Source organism: Pseudomonas sp. LB3P14, from assembly GCF_054898045.1.
Window position 1 is genome coordinate 727,401 of the sequence record NZ_CM142714.1, and the last position, 23,542, is coordinate 750,942.

Annotated in this window: 20 protein-coding genes; 15 read left to right on the plus strand and 5 right to left on the minus strand. The window is 60.2% G+C overall.

The features are described from left to right. Positions 1-30: 30 nt before the first annotated feature. Together ACYZT5_RS03415 and ACYZT5_RS03420 are read right to left on the minus strand one after the other, a co-directional pair. Positions 31-891 carry an alpha/beta fold hydrolase gene (locus ACYZT5_RS03415; protein ID WP_462049784.1) on the minus strand — a complete coding sequence of 287 codons (861 nt, stop codon included), beginning with the start codon at positions 889-891 and terminating at the stop codon, positions 31-33. Then, positions 888-2,600, minus strand: a complete 1,713-nt coding sequence (locus tag ACYZT5_RS03420) for a class I adenylate-forming enzyme family protein (protein WP_462049785.1) — start codon at positions 2,598-2,600, stop codon at positions 888-890. Before ACYZT5_RS03420 ends, ACYZT5_RS03415 begins: the two co-directional genes overlap by 4 nt. A gap of 189 nt (positions 2,601-2,789) precedes the next feature. On the opposite strand from ACYZT5_RS03420, the gene ACYZT5_RS03425 reads away from it, so the two are divergent. The 10 genes from ACYZT5_RS03425 (at position 2,790) to ACYZT5_RS03470 (ending at position 14,591) form a co-directional block, all read left to right on the plus strand. Next, positions 2,790-3,998 carry an acetyl-CoA C-acetyltransferase gene (locus ACYZT5_RS03425; protein WP_462049786.1) on the plus strand — a complete coding sequence of 403 codons (1,209 nt, stop codon included), beginning with the start codon at positions 2,790-2,792 and terminating at the stop codon, positions 3,996-3,998. 9 nt (positions 3,999-4,007) lie between these two features. After that, positions 4,008-6,164, plus strand: coding sequence for a 3-hydroxyacyl-CoA dehydrogenase NAD-binding domain-containing protein (locus ACYZT5_RS03430; protein WP_462049787.1), 2,157 nt, complete (start codon positions 4,008-4,010; stop codon positions 6,162-6,164). Further along, positions 6,164-7,321: an acyl-CoA dehydrogenase family protein gene (locus ACYZT5_RS03435; RefSeq protein ID WP_462049788.1), complete on the plus strand. Its 1,158-nt coding sequence runs from the start codon at positions 6,164-6,166 to the stop codon at positions 7,319-7,321. Before ACYZT5_RS03430 ends, ACYZT5_RS03435 begins: the two co-directional genes overlap by 1 nt. A gap of 5 nt (positions 7,322-7,326) precedes the next feature. Next, a complete protein-coding gene (locus ACYZT5_RS03440; RefSeq protein WP_462052182.1) occupies positions 7,327-8,238 on the plus strand; it encodes an alpha/beta fold hydrolase in 912 nt (303 codons plus the stop codon). Then, positions 8,235-9,500: an MFS transporter gene (locus ACYZT5_RS03445; protein WP_462049789.1), complete on the plus strand. Its 1,266-nt coding sequence runs from the start codon at positions 8,235-8,237 to the stop codon at positions 9,498-9,500. The genes ACYZT5_RS03440 and ACYZT5_RS03445 overlap by 4 nt, the downstream gene beginning before the upstream one ends. Next, positions 9,488-10,642: a CaiB/BaiF CoA transferase family protein gene (locus ACYZT5_RS03450; protein ID WP_462049790.1), complete on the plus strand. Its 1,155-nt coding sequence runs from the start codon at positions 9,488-9,490 to the stop codon at positions 10,640-10,642. The genes ACYZT5_RS03445 and ACYZT5_RS03450 overlap by 13 nt, the downstream gene beginning before the upstream one ends. Before the next feature lie 18 nt (positions 10,643-10,660). Continuing rightward, positions 10,661-11,881, plus strand: coding sequence for a cytochrome P450 (locus ACYZT5_RS03455; RefSeq protein WP_462049791.1), 1,221 nt, complete (start codon positions 10,661-10,663; stop codon positions 11,879-11,881). Between the two features lie 108 nt (positions 11,882-11,989). After that, a complete protein-coding gene (locus tag ACYZT5_RS03460; RefSeq protein WP_462049793.1) occupies positions 11,990-13,174 on the plus strand; it encodes an acyl-CoA dehydrogenase family protein in 1,185 nt (394 codons plus the stop codon). A 31-nt stretch (positions 13,175-13,205) separates the two neighbouring features. Beyond that, the gene (locus ACYZT5_RS03465) at positions 13,206-13,814 is read left to right on the plus strand and encodes an FMN-dependent NADH-azoreductase (protein ID WP_462049794.1); all 609 of its coding nucleotides are present in this window, start codon (positions 13,206-13,208) and stop codon (positions 13,812-13,814) included. Positions 13,815-13,901: 87 nt separating this feature from the next. After that, the gene (locus tag ACYZT5_RS03470) at positions 13,902-14,591 is read left to right on the plus strand and encodes a TetR/AcrR family transcriptional regulator (protein WP_462049795.1); all 690 of its coding nucleotides are present in this window, start codon (positions 13,902-13,904) and stop codon (positions 14,589-14,591) included. Here ACYZT5_RS03470 and ACYZT5_RS03475 read toward each other — a convergent pair whose 3' ends face one another. From ACYZT5_RS03475 to ACYZT5_RS03485, 3 genes are read right to left on the minus strand one after another with little or no spacing between them, the layout of a single operon-like run. Next, positions 14,592-14,915, minus strand: a complete 324-nt coding sequence (locus tag ACYZT5_RS03475; protein WP_462049796.1) for a 2Fe-2S iron-sulfur cluster-binding protein — start codon at positions 14,913-14,915, stop codon at positions 14,592-14,594. Between the two features lie 58 nt (positions 14,916-14,973). Then, positions 14,974-16,011, minus strand: a complete 1,038-nt coding sequence (locus tag ACYZT5_RS03480; RefSeq protein WP_462049797.1) for an oxygenase — start codon at positions 16,009-16,011, stop codon at positions 14,974-14,976. 35 nt (positions 16,012-16,046) lie between these two features. Beyond that, complete coding sequence (locus tag ACYZT5_RS03485; protein WP_462049798.1) at positions 16,047-17,018, minus strand: Rieske 2Fe-2S domain-containing protein; 972 nt, start codon at positions 17,016-17,018, stop codon at positions 16,047-16,049. Between the two features lie 176 nt (positions 17,019-17,194). On the opposite strand from ACYZT5_RS03485, the gene ACYZT5_RS03490 reads away from it, so the two are divergent. The 5 genes from ACYZT5_RS03490 to ACYZT5_RS03510 all read left to right on the plus strand — a co-directional run bounded on the left by ACYZT5_RS03490 (position 17,195) and on the right by ACYZT5_RS03510 (position 23,507). Continuing rightward, positions 17,195-19,189: an acetoacetate--CoA ligase gene (locus tag ACYZT5_RS03490; protein WP_462049799.1), complete on the plus strand. Its 1,995-nt coding sequence runs from the start codon at positions 17,195-17,197 to the stop codon at positions 19,187-19,189. Between the two features lie 50 nt (positions 19,190-19,239). Continuing rightward, the gene (locus tag ACYZT5_RS03495) at positions 19,240-20,223 is read left to right on the plus strand and encodes a flavin reductase (protein WP_462049800.1); all 984 of its coding nucleotides are present in this window, start codon (positions 19,240-19,242) and stop codon (positions 20,221-20,223) included. Positions 20,224-20,626: 403 nt separating this feature from the next. After that, positions 20,627-21,358, plus strand: coding sequence for a GntR family transcriptional regulator (locus ACYZT5_RS03500; protein WP_462049801.1), 732 nt, complete (start codon positions 20,627-20,629; stop codon positions 21,356-21,358). Between the two features lie 282 nt (positions 21,359-21,640). Next, positions 21,641-22,501, plus strand: a complete 861-nt coding sequence (locus ACYZT5_RS03505) for a fumarylacetoacetate hydrolase family protein (RefSeq protein ID WP_462049802.1) — start codon at positions 21,641-21,643, stop codon at positions 22,499-22,501. 61 nt (positions 22,502-22,562) lie between these two features. Then, entirely contained in the window at positions 22,563-23,507 is a 945-nt protein-coding gene (locus ACYZT5_RS03510; RefSeq protein WP_462049803.1) for a VOC family protein, read from the plus strand. Positions 23,508-23,542 lie beyond the last annotated feature (35 nt).

Here is a 23,542-nt window from a genome sequence, read left to right on the forward strand (position 1 = left end):
GTTTTTGTTATCCGCAGAGTTTGTCGACGTTTACGCGTCAGGAGGAGGGGCCACCGTTGTCAGAAATTGTTCCAGTGCCTGGCTGAAGACATGGTTACTGTCACCGCTGACCATATGCCCAGCGCCTGCGACATCGAGGTATTGCGCGTGCGGCATGAGTGTCAGGAAGTGCTCGACATGCTCGCTACCAACCAGTTCGCTACGCGCGCCTCGTATCAACAGTGTCGGGATCTTCAGGCTCGCTGCGGCCTGGTCGTATCGTGCCTGCGCGATCTGTGGGCTGACATCGAGGGTGTCGAACAGGCGCGGGTCCCAGTGCCAGTAGTAACGCCCATTGCGAAAGCGCAAATTATTTCGCAGGCCCTTGGTGCTCGGGCGACGAGGCCTGTGCGGCAAGTAACGAGCGATGACGGCGGCGGCTTCTCCAAAGCTGGCGAAGCCGTCGGGGTTGGCTTGCATAAACTGCTTGACCCGGGCCTCCCCTTCGGGATCGACTTTTGGAGTGACATCCACCAGCACCAATGCGCAAGCGATACCAGGGTTTTCGCCAGCGCATGCCAGGGCGATCAAACCGCCCAGCGAGGCGCCCACCAATATGGGAGGATTGGGTAATTGCGCAATGACCGCCTTGAGGTCGCCTATCTGGCTGTCCAGGCTGTAGTCGCCATTAGTGGCCCAGTCGCTTTCACCATGGCCGCGCAAGTCCAGACTGAGTACTTGATAACCGGCACGCAGCAGGTTTTGCGCGCTAGTGTTCCATGCATGGCGGGTTTGCCCACCGCCATGTAGCAAGATCACACAAGGCTTGTCCGGCGAACCTGCCACGCTGGCGCTGAGACGTTGTTGGCCGTTATTAAAGTATCGGGTGCGAAGACAGGTTCGGTTGTTCATTGCTCAACGATACCCAGTTCACGCAGTAAGGCATTGCGCAGTTGGAATTTCTGGATCTTCGAGGCCGACATCGGCCACTCATCCACAAAGCGGATCATTCTTGGTACCTTGAACGAGGCACTTTCGGCGCGACAGAAAGCAATCAGCTCTTCGGCGCTGGCTTGGCTACCGGGCGCGATCTCGACGAAGGCGGCCGGTACTTCGCTGTATTTTTCATCCGGCATCCCAACCACCTGGGCGAGTTTTACCGCGGGATGGCGTGCCAGCACCGCTTCGATTTCAGCGGCGGCGACATTCTCGCCGCCAACCTTGAGCATGTCCTTGAAGCGCCCGTGGAACATCACATGCCCGTGTTCGTCCAGCGAGCCGATATCGCCGCTGTGGAACCAGCCCGCTAAATCCAAGGCTTCGGCGGTTTTCTCAGGGTCACGGTAGTAGCCATCGAACAGGTTGTAGCCGCGCACCAGCACTTCACCGCGCTCGCCGATGGGCAGGTCAGCGCCGGTTTGCGGGTCGATGATGCGGATTTCCTGGCCGACCATCGGCAGGCCCAGGCGGGTGAAGCCCAATTCAGGGTCCATGCCCCAATGTGCGGTGGCGACGATTCCGGAGGCTTCCGTCATCCCAAAGGTCCCGGCCTGGAGCGTTTGCGGCATGGCTTTGCGGAAGGCCTCGCCGACACTTTTGGGCTGCGCGGCGAAGCAACTGTTCATCAACCTCACACTGGACAGGTCAGTGGCCTCGAAGTCCGGGTGGTAGATCAGCGCCTGGAGGAAGGTCACGAAAGGGGTAAACGCCATAGTGACCTTGTGCTGTTCAAGCATTTTCAGGGCTTGGCCTGGTTCGAAATGGCCCATCCCCAGGTAGCAGCCACCGACTTCGAAAATCGCCAGCAACGGCAGCATTGCCGCGATATGGAACAGCGGCAACGGAGACCAGAGTTTGTCGTCGTGTGTCAGTTGGAAGCGATGACGCCCCAACACACTGCTATTGCGCACCATGGCTTCGTGTGTGATGAGGCAACCCTTGGGGTTGGACGTGGTGCCGGAGGTGTACAGGATCAAGCCATTATCGCGAACCCGCACGGTGACCCGGCTGCGATGTACTTCCAGTTCACTGATGCCCTCTGCAGCGTGCTCGAAAGCCGTGCGGCTGATGAAGCCTGTCGCCTGGCTGTTACCGAGCAACACCAGATTGCGCAGGCGGGGTGCGTTTTCCAGTGCCAGGTTGTAGCAGTTCGGGCTGCTGGCCAGATCCGGCAAGGCGCTTTGCAGGCGATCGACGAAGTCGACGTGCTCGGCCACGGTGTCGGTGGTAATCAGGCTGACCAGATCGGCGTTTTCGATCACGTAGGCCAGTTCGCTGGGCTTGTAGCGCGCGTTGATCAATACCGAAACGGCACCACAAAAGGCCACGGCGAAGAACACCTGGACCAGCTCGGGTGAGGTCGGCATGAGAATGCCGACATGATCGCGCGGCTTGATTCCCAGCGCCTTGAGTCCTCGTGCCGTGTGCAGGGCGCGCTCGACCAACTCGGCGTAGGTCCATTGGCTGTCGGGGAAGATGAGTGCCGGACTGTCCGGGTAACGATCATAGGCCTTGAGCAACAAGTCGCCTATGGTGGTGACCTCTATACGACTGAGGCGTGGGTCCTCACCGACATACGGCTGGTAGATAGCAGGCTGTTGGGTTGTTGCCGGCTGATTCATCGGGACATTCTCCTCGCGCATCAAGCGCTCATCGTTCTTATGGCAGTGACTATGGCAAACGCCCACAAGCCCGACTTCTATCTTTTTCGATAGGTGCCCCCCCATCTCTCTGCTGTGACTCTGACATCCCCCGTAGTGCCCGCCTGGCGGGCCTGATGGCCTACTCAGACTCAGAGGAATTTCATCATCATGGCCGAAGCCTTCATTTACGATCATGTACGTTCGCCGCGCGGCCGTGGCCGCCCTGACGGATCCTTGCACGAGGTGTCCGCGGTGCAATTGGCCTCTCAGGTACTGCAGGCGCTGGCGCGCCGCAGCGAATTGGATACCGCGCTGATCGATGATGTGATCCTTGGTTGCGCTCAGCCAGTGGGTGAGCAGGGCAGCAATATCGGCCGCGCGGCAGTGCTGGCCGCGGGATATGCCCAGTCGGTGGCCGGGCAGCAGGTCCATCGTTTCTGCGCTTCGGCGCTGGAGGCGGTGAACAATGCCGCCGGGCAAATCATGTCCGGCCAGTCCCAGGCAGCTGTCGGTGGTGGTGTCGAATCCATGTCGCGCACCGTTATGGGCGCCGACAGCGGTGCCTGGAGTGCCGACCCCTGGGTCGCCTATCACAATTACTTCGCCCCGCAAGGCATCGGTGCCGACCTGATCGCTACGTTGGACGGCTTTTCCCGCAACGATGTCGACGCTTACGCGCTGGAGAGCCAGCGTCGCGCAGCGCATGCCTGGCAGCAGGGTTACTTCGATCGCTCCATCGAACCTATCCGCGATCTGCTCGGCGAAGTGCTGCTTGACCGCGATGAACATCTGCGGGCCGGTACTACCCTTGAGGCCCTGGCGGCTCTGAAGCCGGCGTTCGCGGCACTCGGCGAGCAGGCTGGCTTCGATGCCATCGCCTTGCAGCGCTATCCGCAAGTACTGGGCATCAACCACGTACACACCGGTGGCAACTCCAGTGGCATCGTCGACGGCGCGGCGGCCGTCCTGCTGGGTACTGCCGAGTTCGGCAAGCGCATCGGGCGTAAACCGCGTGCGCGCATCAAGGGCTTCGCTTCGATCGGCAGCGAGCCGACCATCATGTTGACCGGCCCGGCAGCCTGCACCGAGAAGCTGCTGGGGCGCCTGGGCATGCGCCCGGGCGACATCGACTTGTACGAAATCAACGAAGCCTTCGCTTCGGTGGTCCTGCGTTATCAGAACGCTCTGGGCCTCGACCCGCAAAAGGTCAACGTCAACGGCGGCGCCATTGCTCTCGGCCACCCTTTGGGTGCCACCGGCGCGATCATTCTCGGCACCTTGCTCGACGAGCTGGAGCGCCGTGACCTGAGCACTGGCTTGATTACCCTGTGTGCCGGCAACGGCCTGGCCACTGCCACCGTCATCGAAAGAATCTAGGAGCTGCGCATGAAAACCCTGAGTCTGGATATCCAAGCGGACGGTATCGCAGTGATCGCCTTGAACGATCCTGATCGGCCGATGAACGTGGTTTCGCCGCTGTGGCTCGAAGAAATGATCGCCACTGTCGAGCAGGTCGCCACCGACCCCTCGGTCAAGGGTGTATTGATCACTTCGACCAAGGCCGCCTTCATGGCCGGTGCCGACCTCAAATACCTGATGGGCCGCTTCGAGGCCGAGATGACCTTGCAGGAGGCCTATGCCTTCAGCCAATACGCTTCCAAGCTGCACCGGCGCATGGAAACCTGTGGCAAACCATTCGCCGTTGCCTTGAACGGGCTGGCTCTGGGTGGTGGTTTCGAGCTGGCGTTGGCCTGCCATTACCGAGTGATTGTCGATAATCCAAAAGCTGTGGTGGGCCTGCCGGAAGTCACCGTGGGCTTGCTGGCCGGTTCCGGTGGTACACAGCGCTTGCCACGCATGATCGGTATCCAGAAAGCCTTGCCGCTGTTGCTCGAGGGCAAGACCCTGACGCCAGTCGAAGCGGTCAAGCTGGGCATGGTCGATGCCGTGGTGCCCGCCGAAAACCTGCTGCAAACCGCCCGTAACTGGTTGCTGGCCAACCCCCAGGCCCAGCGCAGCTGGGACCAGAAGGGCTATCGGCCAGCAGAGGGTCTGGGGCTGCTCAATGCCAACCAGGCCGCAGCCTACAGCATGCAGGTGGGCGCTATTGCCGCGAAGACCTGGCACAACTACCCGGCACCGATTGCGATCCTCGACTCAGTATTCGAAGGCATGTTGATGCCGTTCGACAAAGCGCTGAGCGTTGAGTCCAAGCACTTCGCCCGGCTACTGACCGACCCTGTAGCGCGCAATCTGATCCGTACCACCTTCGTCAACAAAGGTCAGGCCGATCGCCTGGTGCGCCGTCCGAAACATGTGGCCAAGAGTGTAGTCAGCAAGCTCGGCGTGCTCGGTGCAGGCATGATGGGTGCGGGCATCGCTTACGTGGCCGCAGCGGCGGGTATTGATGTGGTCTTGCTCGACGCTACCATCGAGCAAGCGCAGAAGGGCCGCGATTATTCACGCAAGATTCTCGACAAGGCGGTCGAGCGCGGCAGCCGCACCCGTGAGCAAGCCGATGCTGTGCTCGCACGGATTCTGCCAACATCCAATTACGCTGACCTGACGAGTAGCGAGCTGGTAGTTGAAGCGGTGTTTGAAGATCAGCAAGTCAAGGCCCAGGTAACCGCGAAGGCCGAAGCGGTGCTGAGTGAGCAGGCGATCTTCGCCAGCAATACCTCCACCCTGCCGATTTCCGGACTGGCCGAGGCTTCTCAGCGTCCGGCCAATTTCATCGGCCTGCATTTCTTCTCGCCGGTCGACAAAATGCCATTGGTGGAAGTCATCGTTGGCAAGCAGACCAGCGACGAAACCCTGGCGCGTTCTCTGGACCTCGTCGCGCAATTGCGCATGACCCCCATCGTGGTCAATGACAGTCGCGGCTTCTATACCAGCAGGGTGTTCCAGACCTTTATCCACGAAGGCATGCGCATGCTTGAAGACGGCGTCGAGCCGGCTTTGATCGAAAACGCAGCCAAACTCGCCGGCATGCCGATTGGCCCGCTGGCGCTGCTGGACGAGGTCACTATCGAGTTGCCGTGGAAAATCGTGCAGCAATCGATAGCCGCGCTAGGTGATGGCTACGTCAAACCCTGCGCCTATACCGTCATGCAACGCATGGTCGAAGAGTTCAAACGCATTGGTCGACGTGGCACTGGTGGCTTCTATGACTACCCGGCCGAAGGTGGCAAGCGACTATGGTCCGGGCTTGAGCAAGCGTTCCCGCGCCTGGCGGAACAACCGGATGTCGCTGAGCTACGCAAACGCATCCTCTACATCCAGGCCCTGGAAACGGCACGCTGCCTGGAAGAGGGTGTGCTCACCCATCCGGCCGATGGTGACGTCGGTTCGCTGCTGGCCTGGGGCTTCCCGAGCTGGACTGGCGGTACCCTGTCGTTGATCGACACCGTCGGTGTGCAGGCGTTTGTCGCCGACTGCGAGCGCATGGCCAAGTTGTACGGCCCGCGCTTCAAGCCTTCGATCTGGTTGCGTGAGCGCGCTCTGCGTGGCGAACCCTTCTACGCCAAGGAAGAGGTGGCCTGATGCGTCGACTGATTTTCGAGGCCGAACACGAGCAGTTTCGCGACAGCGTGCGGCGATTCTTCCAGAATGAAATCGCCCCGCATGCAGCCAAGTGGCGCGAGCAGGGTTATGTCGACCGTTCGGCCTACAGCAAGGCCGGTGAACTCGGTTACCTGCTGATGTGGGCCGACGAGCAATACGGTGGCGCCGGGGTACGGGACTTTCGCTATGAGCAGATCGTTTACGAAGAAAACATCCGCCACGGTGAAATAGGCTTCTATATCAATCTGCATTCCGGGTTGGTCGCCCCCTACATCGGCGAGCTGGGCAATGACGAGCAGAAAGCGCGCTTTCTGCCCGGATGCGTCCGCGGCGAAACCATTCTCGGCGTGGCGATGACCGAGCCGAATGCTGGTAGCGATCTGGCGGGTATGCGCACCCGTGCCGAGGATAAGGGCGACCATTGGCTGCTCAACGGTGCCAAGACCTATATCTCTAATGGGCAGATCGGCGACGTGTTTGTGGTCGCGGCACGCAGTGTGCCGGAACAGCGCCATGGCATCGGCCTGTTTCTGGTGGAGCGGGGCATGGAAGGCTTCTCCCGCGGCAAGCCACTGCACAAGATGGGCTTAAAGGCGCAGGACACCTCCGAGCTGTTCTTCGACAACGTCAAGGTGCCCAAGGCCAACGTGCTGGGAGATCCGGCCAAGGGGTTTGCTTATCTGGGCAAGTTTCTTGGAGGTGAGCGGCTGATCGCGGCCATCGGCTCAATGGCATCGGCGCAGACAGCGTTCGATTTGACCCTGGAGTATGTGCTGCAACGCAAGGCCTTCGGCCGGCCGATCGGGGCTTTCCAGAACAGCCGTTTCGTCATGGCGGAAATGCGTGCACAACTGGACGCGACCCAGACCTTCGTCGACCAGTGCGTGCTGGAGTACAACGGCGGTCGCCTGGATGCCGAACTCGCCGCTGAGGCAAAACTGCTGTCCAGTGAACTGGAGGGCAGGGTGCTCGATCAGTGCGTGCAACTGCATGGCGGTGCCGGCTACATGGAGGAGTATCGCATTTCGCGGATGTACACCGACGCGCGGATTACCCGGATCTTCGCCGGTGCCAGTGAGATCATGAAAGAAATCATTGGCCGCAGCCTTGGGCTCGATGAGCGCAAGCTCAATTGAACCTAATGCCATGGGCGAGTGTGCTGGTACTGCCTCTGTTGCTTGTGCTCGGCATCTACTGCTGGGCACCGGCATGGCTGCTCGATGGTGCTATGGCTGTGGCGCGCTGGAAGGTGGGTCTACGACCATTGCGCGTAGATGTTGGTGCTGATTCGTGGGCATACCTGGACAGCGGCGGCGATGATGTTCCGATCGTGCTGGTACACGGCTATGCGTCTAACAAGGAGAGTTGGCTGGCGGTGGCCGGTTTTTTCAAGGGCCGCGGTTTTCGCTTGCTGATCCCCGATTTGCCAGGGTTTGGCCAGAGCCCTGCGGCGGCGGATGGCGAATATGATGTGGCGAGTCAGGCCGAGCGCCTGCGTGGGTTCATCCAGGCGTTGCAGCTTGGACGCGTTCATCTGATCGGGCATTCGATGGGGGGATATGTGGCTGGAGCCTATGTGGCCCTTTACCCTGAAGACTTGTTGAGCACTTATCTGGTCGCACCTGCCGGAGTCAACGGTGGGTTGCCACCGTTGTTGCAGCAGAAGGCTCAAGTCGAAAGTCGCAACCTGCTGTTTGTCGACAGCGTCCAGTGTTTCCATCGGACCATGTCGCTGGCCATGGTCAAGCCGCCGCGTGTGCCGCAGCAATGGGTGAAAGTCATCGTTGCCCGTGAAGCACCGTACGAAGCATTGCGTCAGGTGCAGACCGGTTTCTGGTTCTCGGCCCCTTTGGAGCACATGTTGCGCGGTTGCCGCGTGCCATTGCGCCTGTGTTGGGGGGAGTTGGATCAACTGCTGCCTGTTGCGGGGGCTCAGGTGCTGTTGAACGCAATGCCTTCGGCCAGCCTGAAACGCTTGCCGGGCGTAGGCCATATACCGTTGATGGAAGCACCGAAGCGATTGGCGCAGGACTACTTGAGCTTCATCTCATGAAGTTTTCCGGCTGGCGCGTATTGGCGGCCCTCTGGGGTGTGGCGCTGGTCACCCAGGCCTTTCCCAATTACGGGGCCGGGGTAATCAATGCCGCCATGGCGACGGATCTGGGCCTGGAGCGCAGTACGCTGGGCATGGGTTTCGGCCTGTTCGTACTGACTCAGGGCGGTACCGCGCCTCTGGTTGCCTGGCTGGTCAATAAACTGGGGGCACGCCTGGTGATTGCCTGCGGTTCGCTGGTCATTAGCATTGCCACGCTGGCACTGGCATTGCTGGCGACCGAGGCCTGGCATTACCTGCTGTTATTCGGACTGCTGATGGGCACAGGAAGTGCGGTGGCCGGCGGCATTCCGCTGCAAACCTGTACGTCATTATGGTTCGTGCGCAGGCGTGGATTGGCAATGTCGATCGTGATGACAGCAAGCTCTCTTGGTGGCTTCGTTGCAGCGCCCCTGCTCGGGGAAATGGTGAGTTCAGCCCATGACGGATGGCGGGCCGGCTGGTTCTGTGTGGCCGGGCTGACCTTGCTCGCGGGTATCGCGGCACTGATCGGCGTGGGGGACTCGCCCGCCAAATACGGCCAAGTCGCCGATGGCGAACAATCGAGTATCGACACCTTGGCGCGGACCGAGCCTGTCGCTGCCGACATGCCCTGGCGCGCCACCCTCAAGCAGCCGGCCCTGTGGTTGAGCATCAATGCCGCACTCGCCTTCAACATCGTCGCCTTCACGTTGCTGGCGCACCTGGTGCCACACCTGCGTGGCCTTGGGCACAGCCCGCAGGTGGCGGCGCTGGCGTTGGGTTGTCTGTCACTGGTCGGCGTGTTGGGCAAATTGTTGGGCGGGCTGTTATGTGACCGCTACGAGCCACGCCGGGTCTGGGTGGCTGCGCTGCTTTTGTGTGTTCCGGGTCTGCTGCTGATGATGGATGCACGCAACGCCTGGATGGTTTACCTGGCCGCGGTGCTGGTTGGTGGCGGTGCGGCGGCATCCTTTGTCTGTTGGGCGACACTCGTCGCCAATTATTTCGGAGCTGGCAGTTTTGCTTCGGTCATGGGGCTGCAAATGGCGTTACTGACCCCGTTGGCAGCCCTGGCGCCTTACTTGGTGGGTCTGGTTTACGACCGTCAGGGCAGTTACGCCCCAGCCTTTATTGCTATTTGCATTTACACAATGTTGTCCGCCGCGGCCCTGCTGATGGCCCGAGCACCGCATATCGAAACATTAGCCAGCCGTGAGGAAAGTGAACAATGGGTCCGTTGAAAGGTATTCGTATCATTGAAATCGCCGGCCTGGGGGCTGCACCCTATGCCGCGATGATGCTCGCCGACCTGGGGGCCGAGGTGATCAGGGTAGACCGCGCCGGTGGTAATGCCGACACCCCGGACAACTCACCTCTGTTGCGCAACCGCAGTTCGATCGTGGTCGACCTGAAAAAGCCCGAAGGCGTGGAAACCGTGCTGGCCCTTTGTGAAAAGGCCGATGCAATTATCGAGGCCTTTCGCCCCGGGGTTGCCGAGCGCCTGGGTATCGGCCCCGAGGCGTGTTTGGCGCGTAACCCGCGCCTGGTGTACGGGCGTATGACTGGCTGGGGCCAGGAAGGGCCATTGTCCCAGCACGCCGGGCATGACCTGAACTATATCGGCCTGACCGGCTTGCTCAACCAGATTGGCCCAACCGGGGGCAAACCGGTGGTGCCACTCAATGTCATCGGCGATTTCGGTGGCGGTGGATTGCTGATGGCCTACGGATTGGTTTGCGCGCTGCTTGAAAGCGGCCGTTCGGGGCAGGGTCAGGTCGTCGACGCGGCGATGATGGACGGGGCGATCTCGTTCATGGCGATGTTTTTCGGCTACCGCGAACAAGGGCAGTTCATCGATGGGCCAGGCGCCAACTTCCTTGGCGGCGGCGCGCATTATTACGACGTCTATGCCTGCGCCGATGGCAAGTTTCTCTCGGTGGCCCCGATTGAGCCCGCGTTCTACCGCACCTTTGTCGAGCGCCTGGAACTTGACGCCGAGCGCTTCCTGCCGGCGGGTTATCCAGCCTATACCCAGACGCATATCGAGCAGCTGTGGCCAAGCCTGAAGCTGGAGCTCGAAGCACTGTTCAAGACGCAGAGCCAGGCACACTGGTGCGCCTTGTTCGAGGGGCTCGATGCTTGCGTCACGCCGGTGTTGAGTCTGGCCGATGCGCCCTCACACCCGCACAACATCGCGCGCAAGACCTTTGTCGAGGTCGGCGGGATTTTGCAGAACGCCCCGGCGCCGCGCTTCAGCCGTACCACGGCGGCCACGCCGCGTGCACCGGTGGCGGTGGGGGCCAGCCGCAAGCAGGTGGTCGTCGACTGGAACATTGACCCGCAACTGGTTGCCCGTGCCCTGGCGGCCGGTGCACTGGTTTAATCCGAAGAGGCGCTAGCGATGAACAGTGGATGTCCGCATCAATCCATCCTGTCCACCCAGGACAGTGACCCGCATCCGTACTTCGACGCCTTGCGAGCAGAAGGGCCGGTAGTCTGGGACGACGGCATGAAAGGCTGGGTCGCCTTGAGCCACGAAACCTGCAAGTTCGTGCTGGTCAACGAGCAGCTGTTTCGCCACCCCTACGCCGATGCTGACGCGACCATGGTAGAGGTCAAGGGGGGGCGGCGCAATATCGTGGTATTGCAGGGCGCCGAACATGAGCGTATGCGCCGCTATGTGATCCAGCTGTTCACCCCGAAAAACATCGAGATGTATGTTGAGCACCATGTTCAGCCGATCACCGAATTTCTGATCGACCGTTTTGTGCAACACCACCATGCCGATCTGGTGGCCGAATTTGCCGACCAACTGCCGTGTCGGGTGTTTATGTCGCTATTCGGCATGGATGCGCGTGACGACGAATTCCTGGCCCGAGTGCTGGCCTTGCACGACGACATTATGGTCTGGGCCGGTGGTCGTCACTTTCTCGGCGAGGATGCCACGCGCAAGGCGCTCGCAGCCTCCCATGCACTGAACGAGATCCTCCTGCCCTTTATCCGTCAGCGCCGCGAGCAACCGGCCGATGACCTGATGACCCGTTTGTGGGCCGAGGCCCCGGGTATTCTCGATGACGTCAGCGAAGAAGACATGCTCGCCACCTGTCGAGAGTTGTATCTGGGTGGCAGCGATACCACGGTGCACGCGCTTTCCAACGCCTTGCATGTGCTATTGACCAATCCAGATGTGGCAGCGGCGGTTCGCGCCGATCGCGAACGGGCTTTGCCAGTGTTTATCGAGGAGGTGCTGCGGGTCTGGGGTTCGGTGCAATACCGCTACCGGGTCGCTAACCAGGACATCGAACTGGGCGGCGTGCAGATTCGCAAGGATCAGGTGGTGTTTACCCTCAATGCCGCGGCCAACCGTGACCCTGAACACTACGCTTGCCCGGCGCAGATCGATTTGCATCGGGACAAGCCCCGCGACCATCTGGCCTTCAATGCCGGGCCACGAACCTGTGCAGGTTTGTCGCTGGCGCGGGCCGAAATACGCGTGGCGCTGAATCAGGTGCTCGATCGACTGCCTGAACTGCGGTTGGATCCGGCTGCACCGCCGCCACGCTTCTGCGGCTTGTTTACCCGTTCGTTCAAGCCGCTGCAGGTGCTGTTCGGCAACGACTGAGGCCTATCTTTTTCGACAGGTGCCCGTCTTGCCCGAGGCTCATAAGCTTCAAATCAAAATCGGGCTGCAACTTCCATTACAAAAACTGATCAAGTGGAGCCATCAAGCATGAATGCCAACGCGCCTACTCCGACGCTGGACACAATTCTAGAGCCTGCAGAACTGGTGGCCCGCGCCCGCGCGATGGTCCCGACCCTGCGTGAGCGCAGTGCGCACTGCGAGCAGCTACGCCATATTCCCCGAGAAACCTTCGAGAACTTTCGTGACGCTGGCCTGTTGCGTATTGCCCAACCACGAGAGTTCGGCGGCTGGGGGCATGGCATCGATACCATCGCTGAAGTGGGCATGGAAGTCGGTCGTGGTTGCGGTTCGTCTGCCTGGATGGCCGGGCAATGGCCGGGTCACCAGTTCATGGTCGGTTACTTTTCGCTGGAAGCGCAGCAGGAATACTGGGCACAGGACCCGGACACCATGTCCTCCACCGCATCGGCCCAAGCCCGGGTCAACATTGAACCCGAGCGTGGTGGTTTTCGCGTACGCGACAGCCAGATGCGTTTTTCCAGCGGCTGCGATTACGCTCAGTGGATTTTCTTCACCACTCAACATGGCATGGGCCTGATTCCCAAGTCGGATTTCGAGGTGCTGGATGACTGGCACGTTTCGGGATTGCGCGGAACCGGCAGCAAATCAGTGGTGGTCAAGGATGCCTGGATCCCGCCACATCGTTGCGTCACCCTGGCTGACTTGCGCGCTGGTACTACGCCGGGTTCGAAGATTTACGCGGATAATCCTTACTACCAGGTGCCGTTCAACTTAGTGGTGAACCAGCTGCTGCTCGCCGCGACCATCGGCATGGGTCGCGGTGTGCTGGATCTGTTTGAGGAGCGCGTGACCAAGCGCTTCGATCTGCATACCTTCAAGCCCGCTTCCGAGGGCGCCGGTACGCAATTGCGTTTTGCTGAATCGTCGGCCGAGATCGATGCCGCGATGATGTTCATCCGTAACAACTGCCGCACCCTTGCCGAATGGGGCCAGAAAGGCCACGTGCCGAGTGATGCCGAGCGTGCGCGCATGCGCCGTGACGTGGCCTATGCCACGCGTATGAGTCTGCAGGCCAGCAATCGTCTGATTACCTCGGGTGATGCCAGTGCAATGTTCGATACGCAGCAGCTGGGGCGTCTGGGGCGCGATATCACTATGGCGGGCTTGCAAGCCAACCTGACCTGGGATGAACCGGCACAAAGTTTCTCTCGTGCGCGCTGGGGAATTTCGCCGCTTTCGAACCTCAACTGATAACAGCCACGGCTTTGCCGGGAGTACCGCCTTGACCGACGTATTACTGCTACTGTCCAGCCCTCGCGGCGCGGTTTCGCACTCATCCAGAGTGGCCCGCGAGTTGGCCCGGCGCTGGCTTGCACGTCATCCCGGCAGCCGCCTGACGGTGCATGACCTTGCACAGGCAGCGTTGCCGCATATCAACGAAGCTTACGTCAGCGGCCGCATACTACCGGCGGCCGAGCGGTCTGCGCGGCAGCATGCGGCGGTGGCCGTCTCTGATCGACTGATTGAAGAACTGCGCAGCCATTCGGTGTTGGTGGTTGCCTCTTCCATGATCAACTTCAGCATGTCCAGCACGCTGAAGGCCTGGTTCGATCATGTACTCCGGTCGGGGGTGACGTTCCGCTACGAGGACGGTCGCCCGGTTGGGCTTCTACCTGGCAAGCGGGTTTTTCTGGTCGAGGCGCGCGGTGCGGATTATTCCGTGGAGCCCTATTGCGCCAATGACTTCCAGCAGCCGCTGATCAAGGTGTTACTCGGCTACATGGGACTGGCCGTTACCGCCACAGTGAATATTGAAGGCGTGGCTTTCGATGCCGAGCAGGCAGAACAGGCAGCGCTGGCGCAACTGGACGACCTGCAGGACCTGGTTTGAGCGGATCATTGCGCGTCTTGAATTGAGGCGCGACGAAACCCTCCATTCGCCTCTAAAATGGCAGGTCTATGGCGAATGGAACCCAGCATGACTCGCACTCTTGGCGAAGCCGTCGATTCGACTCTCAAGCGCCAGCCGCGCAAGGCGGGTCGCCCCGCACGCGATGCGGCACCCGCAGCCCCTGACGACGCGCTTCTGCGGATGGCTTTCGAAACTTTTGCCGAACTGGGTTATGAAGGCACCGCCTTGCGCGACCTGTGCCGCCGGCTGGGCGTCAGTCACAACCTCATCCACTCGCGTTTCGGTTCCAAGGAAAACCTCTGGCTACGAGCGGTCGATCACTGTCTGTCACAGCACAGTGAACGCAGCATGCATGTCTTCACGGAGTGTTTTGCCAGTGACGAAGAGCGCCTGCGCGCGTTGGTAATGGGGTTCACCGAGGCCGCTGCGGCCAACCCCGCGGTGATCGGCTTGATCAGCAGTGAAGGTCGCCGCGATTCCTGGCGTCTGGACCATCTGTTCCAGGCGTTTGTCGCGCCCTTCAGTCAGCAGGTGGAACTGCTGCTCGCTCGATTGGCGCAAAGCCATGGACGCATGCCGATGTCTTCGGCGACGTTCATGGTGTTGATGGTCCATGGCATCGGCAGCTACTTCGCGCTTTATCCATTGATTCGCAAACTGGGTTTTCCAGAACAGTTGAATGGCGAGGAAATCCGCCGTCAGGCTGAGGTGTTTGCGGATGTGATGCTGACGGCGGTGACTCAGGGGCGCAGCTGATTACATACCCTGATGTTGTGGCATCGCAACGTGCATGCCGTCGTGGGCATCATTGACGCAAACCTGGCACGCCAGTCGGGAGCCGGGACGAAGTTCCTGCACGCATTCGAGCATGGCCTGCTCCATGGCATCGGCACTATTGAGTTGGCCCGTCCAGGGTTCCTCGATGTAGATGTGGCAGGTGGCGCAGGCGCATGCTCCACCGCAATCGGCATCGATGCCCGGAATGGCGTTGTTGACGGCACCTTGCATCAGGCTGTCGCCGTTGGCGACATTGACTTCATGTGCGGTGCCGTTATGTTCGATGTAGGTGATGATCGGCATTATGGCTATCTCGTATTTTGGGGTAGCCCCGGCGCTGGCGTCGGGGAGCGAGGTTTAATCAGCGCATGCCCAATAGTTCGCTGACGTCGCGGCTGGGGTCGCCATCGGGCAGGTAGCTGAAATCGCCTTGTGCCTGACGCCTGGCCAGTTGTTGCATCAAGAAGCGATAACGCATTCCCGGGCTGTCGAAGCGCGAGTGCAGGTCGCGGCGCTCGGTCGGTTCGGCATAGCGCGGGTTCTGCGGCCGGGTCATCAGGTTGTCCTGCAGGGATATGAGGTAGGACGACTGCGGCATGATCTGGCGGAAAACCCACGGCGCTTCGACCAGGTTGAAGCTGAAGTCCAACCGGCATCGATTGCGTGCGACCGGCACACAAGGGTGGAACAGCGGGATATCGAAACCGGGGCGATAGCGGCCGTAGGCCAGGGCGACGCGGCTGCGCAAATGCACGTGGATCACCGCGCGCACATCCTGGACCTTTTCGCGGATTCCGCCGAACAGGCGCATGATCGGTGCGGCTGTCTTGTTGCGGACGGTGCGGATCATCGTCACGGTTTCCGAGGTGGATTCCACGGTGACCTCATCGCTTTCCGATACCTCGTTGCCGACCACGTTGCCGTGAAGGAAGTCTGCATGGGTCAGGTCGATCAGGTTCTCAAGGGACAGGTCCGAACAACAGTCGAAGCGCACCGTGCCGCTGAACCAGCCGGGCAGGCCGCCTTCGCGTGGCAGGAAGGGTACGTTCGGTACCAGGGCTTCATTGGCATTGGCCGGGTTGCCGTACCAGGCCCAGACGTAGCCGTAACGCTCCAGCGCCGGGAAGCGGCCGGTGCCAGCCGTGAACTCGCCGGCAAAACTGGACAGGTGCGAGAAATCGCGCGGATGAAACTCCAGCACTTCCAGCCGCCCGCGATTGCGCCATAGATAATAGGGCAACGAGTGGATATGGCGGCGGATCGGTTTGTCGGTGACGTGGCGGCTCAAGGCGACCGGAAACCAGGCGTCGCGCAGCACATATTCACCGGGCACCCAGTCACGCAAGAGGATCTTGCTGTCGCTGCTGGCATTGCCGTTGTCTTCAAGAACTGCATTCATGGGGATGGCCTCCTCGACCATGTCTGTATCAGAGGTCAAACCGCGTGCTGCTGGGCTGTGCTGAAAATCAGCGGAGCTGCCTGCAGAACCCGTGACGGGCCCACCAGCAACTTGGCCAGCGCCGCGCCGTCGAGGTGTTCAAGCGGTTGAACCGGTGCCTTGCCAAGCAACCGCGCCAGGCTCGTGCGCCAGCTACCACCGGAGTGACGTCGACTGCGCCAGCTCACGGCTGTGGTGCCGCGTGCACCCGGAGCGCTGCTGATGACGGCCGATGCCAGCACCTGTTCATCAGCGCTGCAGGCTTCGACGATGGCCAATCCTGTTTGCGTTGCCACGCTGATGCGCAGGATCAGTGGATAGTCGCGTACGAAACGATCCGGCAACGCCGGGCCGACCCACATCATGCCTCGCTCGCTGACCCAAAAGCCGTCGCGCCATTTCGGGTCGCCCAAGAGGTGATCGGTGATGCGCATGCCGGGCATCTTCAGCAGTGCTTGCGGGCCATCGAGCAGTGCTGCGATGTACTGCTCATGGCTCAGGCTCACGGTCAGGCTTGCGCTTGACTCGCCCTTGACGGATGCATAGGGCAGGGGCGCGGGTGCGGTGTCCGGCAGGGCGGCACCGATCCAGACGTAGACCAGACCTTCGCGCTCGCAGACGGGATACGCCTCGACTTTATGCTTGGGCGGCACGCGCTCGCCGGCACTCAGGTTGGGAATTTCCCGACATTGGCCGCTCTCGCCGTCGAAGGTCCAGCCGTGATAACCACATTGCAGCCAGCCTTCGGGGCGAATTCGCCCTAGCGACAGCGGTGCGCGCCGGTGTGGGCAGCGGTCTTCGAGGGCACGCACTTGATTGTCGGCGTCGCGAAACAGAACGATTTCATGCCGCCCACAATGGACAGCCAATGGCTTTTTGTTACTGACATCTTCGCTGCGGGCCAGGGCCCACCAATTATCGGTCACGGTTCTATCAGGCCAGCCTGGATCAGGGTGTGCGGTGGTCATGGAGGGTCCCTGCCTTGAGAGCGTTGTTGTTATTTTCACGAAAACCTATGCCTTAACTTGACAGTCGTCAAATAAAATATCGTGCCCTCCTGACTATCTTTTCCGATAGGTGCCGCTGCCATCTCGGGGCGCCAAGCTGCTGTCATGTCTTTCCATGGATTTGACGGAGTAGAGTGATGCGAGAGGCCAGTAGCCAGTCATCCGGCACCCCCCTATGGGTGCCTTCTGCAGAGCGCGTGGCAACGACCCGCCTGGCACAGTTTCGCGCCGCCGCTGCTATGGCAGGGGCCCCGCAAGAGGGCGACTTTCATGACTTGCAGCGCTGGTCAGTGGACCAGCCGGAGGCCTTCTGGAGCACGCTTTGGGATTTTTGTGGCGTACGCGGTGAGCGTGGCGGGCGGGTGTTGCACGATGGCGAGAAAATGCCCGGCGCCCAGTGGTTCCCCGATGCCCGTCTGAACTTTGCCGAGAACCTGCTACGCGACAGCAGCAACGCCGATGCCTTGGTGTTTTGGGGGGAGGACAAGGTCAAGCGCAGGATGAGCCGCGCCGAGCTGCGCCAGGCCGTGGCGCAGCTGGCGGCGGGCTTGCGCGAGTTAGGTATAGCGCCGGGCGACCGGATCGCGGCCTATCTGCCCAACGTACCGGAAACCCTGATTGCCATGCTGGCTGCGTCCAGCCTTGGCGCGATCTTTACTTCGGCCTCGCCGGACTTCGGTCCACAAGGCGTACTCGACCGTTTTGGCCAATGCCAGCCACGGGTGCTGTTGACCTGTGACGGCTATTGGTACAACGGCAAGGCGAACGATTGTGTCCGCAAGCTGCATGAAATCATCGCCGGCTTGCCGAGCGTCGAGCTGACCTTGCTGGTGCCTTACCTTGATGCGCAGTTCGATGTGGCGGCCAGCGGCCTTCCTGGAGCCAGGCGCTTCGATGAATTCCTGGCGGACTACGCGACGGCCAATACTCCCCTGTACAGCCAGTTACCGTTCGATCACCCGCTGTACATTCTGTATTCGTCCGGAACCACCGGCGTACCCAAGTGCATCGTGCACGGTGCCGGCGGAACCTTGTTGCAGCACCTCAAGGAGCACTACCTGCAGTGGGACATCGCTGCCGGTAACCGCTTGTTCTACTTTACGACCTGTGGCTGGACCATGTGGAATTGCCTGGTCAGTGCGCTCGCGTCCGATGCGACGCTGATGTTGTATGACGGCAGCCCCTTCGCCAGTGACGGGCGCATTCTCTGGGAGTTCGCTGAAGCCGAACGCATCAGCCATTTCGGCACTTCGGCCAAATACATCGACGCGCTGGCCAAGACCGACCTGCGTCCAGTGCAGCGCTACGACCTGTCGCCATTGCGCGTGGTGCTGTCGACCGGGAGTCCGTTGTCGTCGGAAGGTTTTGCCTACGTCTATTCGTCGATCAAGGCTGATGTGCAGTTGTCATCGATCTCGGGTGGTACCGATATCGTCAGCGCCTTTGTCGGTGGTGCGCCCGATTTGCCAGTGTGGAGTGGCGAGATCCAGGCCGCAGGCCTGGGCATGGCCGTCGAGGTCTGGGACGAGCAGGGCCAGGCGGTAGTCGGTCAGAAGGGCGAACTGGTCTGTACCCGAACCTTTCCCTGCATGCCGGTAGGCTTCTGGAACGACCCCGATGGCAGCAAATACCGCGCCGCCTATTTCGAGCGCTTTCCTGGCGTCTGGTGTCATGGCGACTTTTGTGAAATCACCGAGCACGGCGGTTGGGTGGTCCATGGCCGTTCCGATGCCACGCTCAACCCCGGCGGGGTGCGTATCGGCACGGCGGAGATCTACCGTCAGGTGGAGAAACTCCCCGAAGTGCTGGAGTCGATTGTCATTGGTCAGGCATGGCCACCTGAGGCACCGAGCGATGTGCGCGTGGTGTTGTTTGTCCGCCTGCAGGACGGTCGCGTGTTGGACGAGGCTCTGGTGCAGAGCATTCGTCAGACCGTGCGTGACAACACCACCCCCCGACATGTACCGGCCAAGGTGCTACAGGTGGCAGATATCCCCCGCACGAAGAGCGGCAAAATTGTCGAGCTGGCGGTGCGCAATGTTGTGCACGGTCTGCCCGTGAAAAACGTCGAGGCGCTGGCAAACCCGCAAGCGCTGGAGCTGTTTCGAGACCGCCCGGAGCTTTTGAGCTGAAGGCATTGCAACGCCGTCATTGGGCGGCAGAATTGTTCACCGGAGGATGTATGCAAGAATCCCGCTTCGACCCTAAAGAGTTTCGCAAGACGCTGGGTACCTTCACCACCGGCGTGACCATCATCACCACCAGTACCGACGACGGTACGCCGGTGGGGCTCACTGCCAATAGCTTCAACTCGGTATCGCTGGATCCGCCCATGGTGCTCTGGAGCCTGGCCAAGACCTCGCGTAACCTGGAGACGTTCACGGCAGCCGACCACTGGGCCGTGCATATTCTGGCGGTCGACCAGCAACCCCTATCGGACCGGTTCGCCAAGAGCAGCGAAGATAAATTCGCCGGCGTTGAGGTGGAGCGTGGGATTGGCGACGTCCCTTTGCTCTCTGGTTGCACCTCGCGGTTGCAGTGTAAGACGTTGTTCCAGTACGAGGGCGGGGACCACATCATCTTTGTCGGTGAGGTACTGGATTTCGATCGTAACGAAGTGCCGCCACTGGTTTTTCACGCCGGTGGTTATGCGGTAGCGGCGCGCAAATTCGGGCAGATGCCGACATCCAGCTATGGCCAGGGCATCGAAGTCGGCGACGACTTCCTGGGCTTTCTTCTGCCACGTGCGCATTACCAGATTTACGCCCGCTCACGGCAGGAACACTTGCGCCATAACCTGACAGATGCAGAGTTTTTCGTCTTGGTAAGCCTCATCGGTCGTGACGGTCGCGGCCGTGAGGAAATCGAGGAGATGTTCTGCTTGACCGGACATCACATTACCGAGCAAGTGATCGAAGGGTTGCAGACGCGCGAGCTGCTGCGCATTGACGCTCAGGGGCTGTTCCTGACGAGCAAGGGCCGCGAGATCGCTGTGCAGATCATCGCCGGGCTCAAGGCTATCGAGTCAGAGATTCTCACCCGCTTCGGCGACTGGGATGCCGTGGCGCTGAAAATGCTGCTCAAGCAACTGGTTCAGATTACCGACATCGAGTTGCCACGCATGTGGGACAGCTCCGACCGCGCGATCAATAACCAGCAGCGTTGAGCGATCAGCTTCTCTGTGCACCTGACTTCTACGCAGCTGTCGCCAACTGGCAACAGCTGCGCAATTGCTTGAAACGTCCTGCTGATCCCTCCATCCATCGCTATCACCGTCCCCTCACATACGCGCCAGCCCGCGACGTCGGCTAGATCACGCTGCCCGCGATATCGGGCAAAGCAGTGCGCTCCTCAACTCAAGCCCATCGCAGCCGTCCTTGACCAGCGCTGTCTTGCCCGTTATGGGAAATAGATTTTTTATGCGATTATCTTTGCCCTTGATTGTTATTTCGTGGTCGGCACCCGGTGGGGCGCTGAGTGCTTGTTACGTGATAGCTCGATAAAAATATCTTATATTAAAAATAGTATATATTTAGTCGAAGTGGGCAATGTATTTTCCGGGAGTCGGTATGGCGCGTGAACAGCAGAGCATGACCCAGGAGGTGTACGAGAGGCTGCGCTCGGATTTACTCACCTGCCGTTTGCAACCGGGCGCGCGCCTGAAGATCAACGAGCTCTGCGAGCGTCTGGGCAGCAGCCAGGGTGCGGTGCGCGAATCCTTGTCGCGGCTTAGCTCTGAAGGCTTCGTGGTGGTCGAACCGCAGCGTGGCTTCAGTGTCGCGCCGATTTCTGCCGACGATCTCAAGCACTTGACCGAGCTGCGCAGCGAGATCGAGTCGATGTGCCTGCGTCGCTCCATCGAGCTAGGCGATGTTGGCTGGGAGTCGGCGCTGGTAGCGGCTTATCATCAGGTCTCGCACACGCCTGAGCGTGAACCGGCCGACCCGCAACGACTCAGTGAGAATTTCTCCGTTGCGCACCGTAATTATCATGAACTCCTTGTTGCGGCTTGCGACAACCCGTGGTTGTTGCGGGTTCGTAGCATGCTGTTCGCCCAATCGGAGCGTTATCGTTTGCTCTCGTTGCCGTTGTCCAAGGTCAAGCGCAACACTGACAAGGAACACAAAGCGATGATGGAAGCGGCGATCGCACGCAATGCAGACCTTGCTGTTTCGCTGATCAAGGCGCACTTGCAGGCGACCAGCCAGATCCTGCTCGATGCCATGGAGAAAAATCCCCCCTTGAGTCAAGTTGAGCCTGTACGTAAACGCCGCAAGGCTGCCGCCCCCGCAGTCGACTGATTCTACACGTTTGATCCCCGTCTAATCGCATCCCAGGGGCTATAACCCCGGGGTGTGTTCTGCTGCCCGCACATTGGCAGACCTTTCCTTATCTCGAAATCGGCTCTGTACTAATTGATCAATAATAGGTTAATTTGTTCAACTGTTGCGGGACGCTTTTGGCATCAGTGATCTGCCATCAACTCGTCGTCTTTTTTTAAATTAAAAATACATTTTTATTTGACAAATATATTGTTAAGCGGAAAGATCGACGTCACATAACAACAGTGAGTTGGGGCGACTATGCGATTTCTTGCTTTCGAGGCCGATGGCCGCAAAGGGTTGGCAGTAACCAACCCACAAGGTAAATTGATGGGCTTGCTGGATAACGATCCGGCCTGGCCTGGCGATCTGGACCAATTGATTGCTACAGGTGGCGATGCCCTGAATGAGGGTGCCCGGCAGCTGCTTCGCGGCAAGCTTATAGATCTGGAATCAGTCAAGGTCCTGCCGCCGCTGGTAAAGGCACCGAAAATTATCTGCCTGGGCCTGAACTATGCCGGCCACGCCAAGGAGGGTGGTTTTCCTATTCCCGAGTACCCAACGTTGTTCGGCCGTTTCAACTCGAGCCTGGTTGGACACGGGCAGCCAGTTGTGTGTCCCAAGGTATCCGACAAGTTTGATTTTGAAGGTGAGTTGGTGTTCGTGGTCGGCAAAGGTGGACGGCATATTTCCCGTGAGAAAGCCCTTGAGCACGTCGCGGGCTACTCGATTTTCAACGATGTTTCCGTACGCGATTACCAGCTTAAGACCCCACAGTGGACCATCGGCAAGAACTTTGATGGCACGGGTGCCTTCGGCCCTTGGTTGGTGACTCCGGACGAAGTCCCGCCGGGTGCTTCCGGTCTGCGCCTGGAAACCCGTCTCAACGGTGTGGTGATGCAACAGGCATTCACTGACGACCTGATCTTCGATGTGGCCGAAGTCATTGCACTGCTCAGCGAAGCGCTGACTCTGGAAGCCGGTGATGTGGTGTTGATGGGCACTCCGGCGGGTATCGGTCACGCACGCACGCCGCCGTTGTACATGAAGGCCGGCGATGTCTGTGAAGTGGAAATCGAGGGCCTGGGCATCCTCAGAAACAAGGTCGTCGACGAGCAATAAGCCGGGGGCGGCTTGCCGCCCTTGATTTTCAACGCGACAACAAGAACAAGAGGGCAGCGAAATGCCTGAGTCTCACAACAATCCGCGGCGTCCGGATTACCTGGGCGTGCATTCGATCGATCATTTTTGCCTGACGGTCCCCGACCTCGACGAGGCTTGGGATTTTTACGAGGCCTTTGGCCTTCGGGTCGAGTTTTCAACTGAAACGCTCGAGCTGTATTGCCAGGATCGGCAACATTGTTGGGGCCGCCTGCTGCAGGGGCCTCGCAAGCACCTTGAGTACCTCTCGTTCGGTGCGTTCGAGGATGACCTGCCAAGGTTTCGCGAGCACCTGCAGTCGCTTGATATCAAGCTGTTGCCGCCCCCGGCTCACAATGACGAGCAGGGCTTGTGGTTCCGCGATCCCGCCGGGCTTTTGCTGGAAATCCGCCCGGCGCGACGCTCGGCACCCACCGCCAAATCAGCATTCACCGCGCACTCCTGCGCTGCCGGTGAGCGCGGTACTGTGCGCCGCAGCCAGGCACCGCTGGTGCAACCCCGGCGCCTCGCGCATATCGCCATCTTCACTAATGACGTCGAGCACTCCATCGATTTCTATCACCGGACGTTGGGCTTGCGCCTCTCCGACCGCTCAGCCGATATCGTCGCCTTCCTGCATGGCGCCCATGGCAGCGAGCACCACCTGTTGGCGCTGGTGAAATCGGGCGGCCCAGGGCTCCACCACAGCAGTTGGGATGTAGGCTCGGTGCAGGACGTGGGCCTGGGTTCCAAGCAGATGACCGAGCGCGGCTATGACCGGGCCTGGGGGGTAGGGCGGCATGTGCTGGGGGCCAACTACTTCCATTACGTGCGCGATCCTTGGGGCAGCCATGCCGAATATTCTGCCGATATGGATTACATCCCCGTCGACAAGGATTGGGTCGGCAGCGACCAGCCGGTCGAGGACGCGATGTATCTCTGGGGGCCGGCGGTACCCGAAGACTTCGTGACCAATTTCGAGTTGTAAACAGCAATCGTGAGCGCACTGCGCCTCGCGCAAGG

Excerpts from the sequence above, each read along its gene's own strand:
- ACYZT5_RS03415 (WP_462049784.1), bottom strand. The coding sequence starts at position 891 with ATGAACAACCGAACCTGTCTTCGCACCCGATACTTTAATAACGGCCAA.
- ACYZT5_RS03420 (WP_462049785.1), bottom strand. The coding sequence starts at position 2,600 with ATGAATCAGCCGGCAACAACCCAACAGCCTGCTATCTACCAGCCGTAT.
- ACYZT5_RS03425 (WP_462049786.1), top strand. The coding sequence starts at position 2,790 with ATGGCCGAAGCCTTCATTTACGATCATGTACGTTCGCCGCGCGGCCGT.
- ACYZT5_RS03430 (WP_462049787.1), top strand. The coding sequence starts at position 4,008 with ATGAAAACCCTGAGTCTGGATATCCAAGCGGACGGTATCGCAGTGATC.
- ACYZT5_RS03435 (WP_462049788.1), top strand. The coding sequence starts at position 6,164 with ATGCGTCGACTGATTTTCGAGGCCGAACACGAGCAGTTTCGCGACAGC.
- ACYZT5_RS03440 (WP_462052182.1), top strand. The coding sequence starts at position 7,327 with ATGCCATGGGCGAGTGTGCTGGTACTGCCTCTGTTGCTTGTGCTCGGC.
- ACYZT5_RS03445 (WP_462049789.1), top strand. The coding sequence starts at position 8,235 with ATGAAGTTTTCCGGCTGGCGCGTATTGGCGGCCCTCTGGGGTGTGGCG.
- ACYZT5_RS03450 (WP_462049790.1), top strand. The coding sequence starts at position 9,488 with ATGGGTCCGTTGAAAGGTATTCGTATCATTGAAATCGCCGGCCTGGGG.
- ACYZT5_RS03455 (WP_462049791.1), top strand. The coding sequence starts at position 10,661 with ATGAACAGTGGATGTCCGCATCAATCCATCCTGTCCACCCAGGACAGT.
- ACYZT5_RS03460 (WP_462049793.1), top strand. The coding sequence starts at position 11,990 with ATGAATGCCAACGCGCCTACTCCGACGCTGGACACAATTCTAGAGCCT.
- ACYZT5_RS03470 (WP_462049795.1), top strand. The coding sequence starts at position 13,902 with ATGACTCGCACTCTTGGCGAAGCCGTCGATTCGACTCTCAAGCGCCAG.
- ACYZT5_RS03475 (WP_462049796.1), bottom strand. The coding sequence starts at position 14,915 with ATGCCGATCATCACCTACATCGAACATAACGGCACCGCACATGAAGTC.
- ACYZT5_RS03480 (WP_462049797.1), bottom strand. The coding sequence starts at position 16,011 with ATGAATGCAGTTCTTGAAGACAACGGCAATGCCAGCAGCGACAGCAAG.
- ACYZT5_RS03485 (WP_462049798.1), bottom strand. The coding sequence starts at position 17,018 with ATGACCACCGCACACCCTGATCCAGGCTGGCCTGATAGAACCGTGACC.
- ACYZT5_RS03490 (WP_462049799.1), top strand. The coding sequence starts at position 17,195 with ATGCGAGAGGCCAGTAGCCAGTCATCCGGCACCCCCCTATGGGTGCCT.
- ACYZT5_RS03495 (WP_462049800.1), top strand. The coding sequence starts at position 19,240 with ATGCAAGAATCCCGCTTCGACCCTAAAGAGTTTCGCAAGACGCTGGGT.
- ACYZT5_RS03500 (WP_462049801.1), top strand. The coding sequence starts at position 20,627 with ATGGCGCGTGAACAGCAGAGCATGACCCAGGAGGTGTACGAGAGGCTG.
- ACYZT5_RS03505 (WP_462049802.1), top strand. The coding sequence starts at position 21,641 with ATGCGATTTCTTGCTTTCGAGGCCGATGGCCGCAAAGGGTTGGCAGTA.
- ACYZT5_RS03510 (WP_462049803.1), top strand. The coding sequence starts at position 22,563 with ATGCCTGAGTCTCACAACAATCCGCGGCGTCCGGATTACCTGGGCGTG.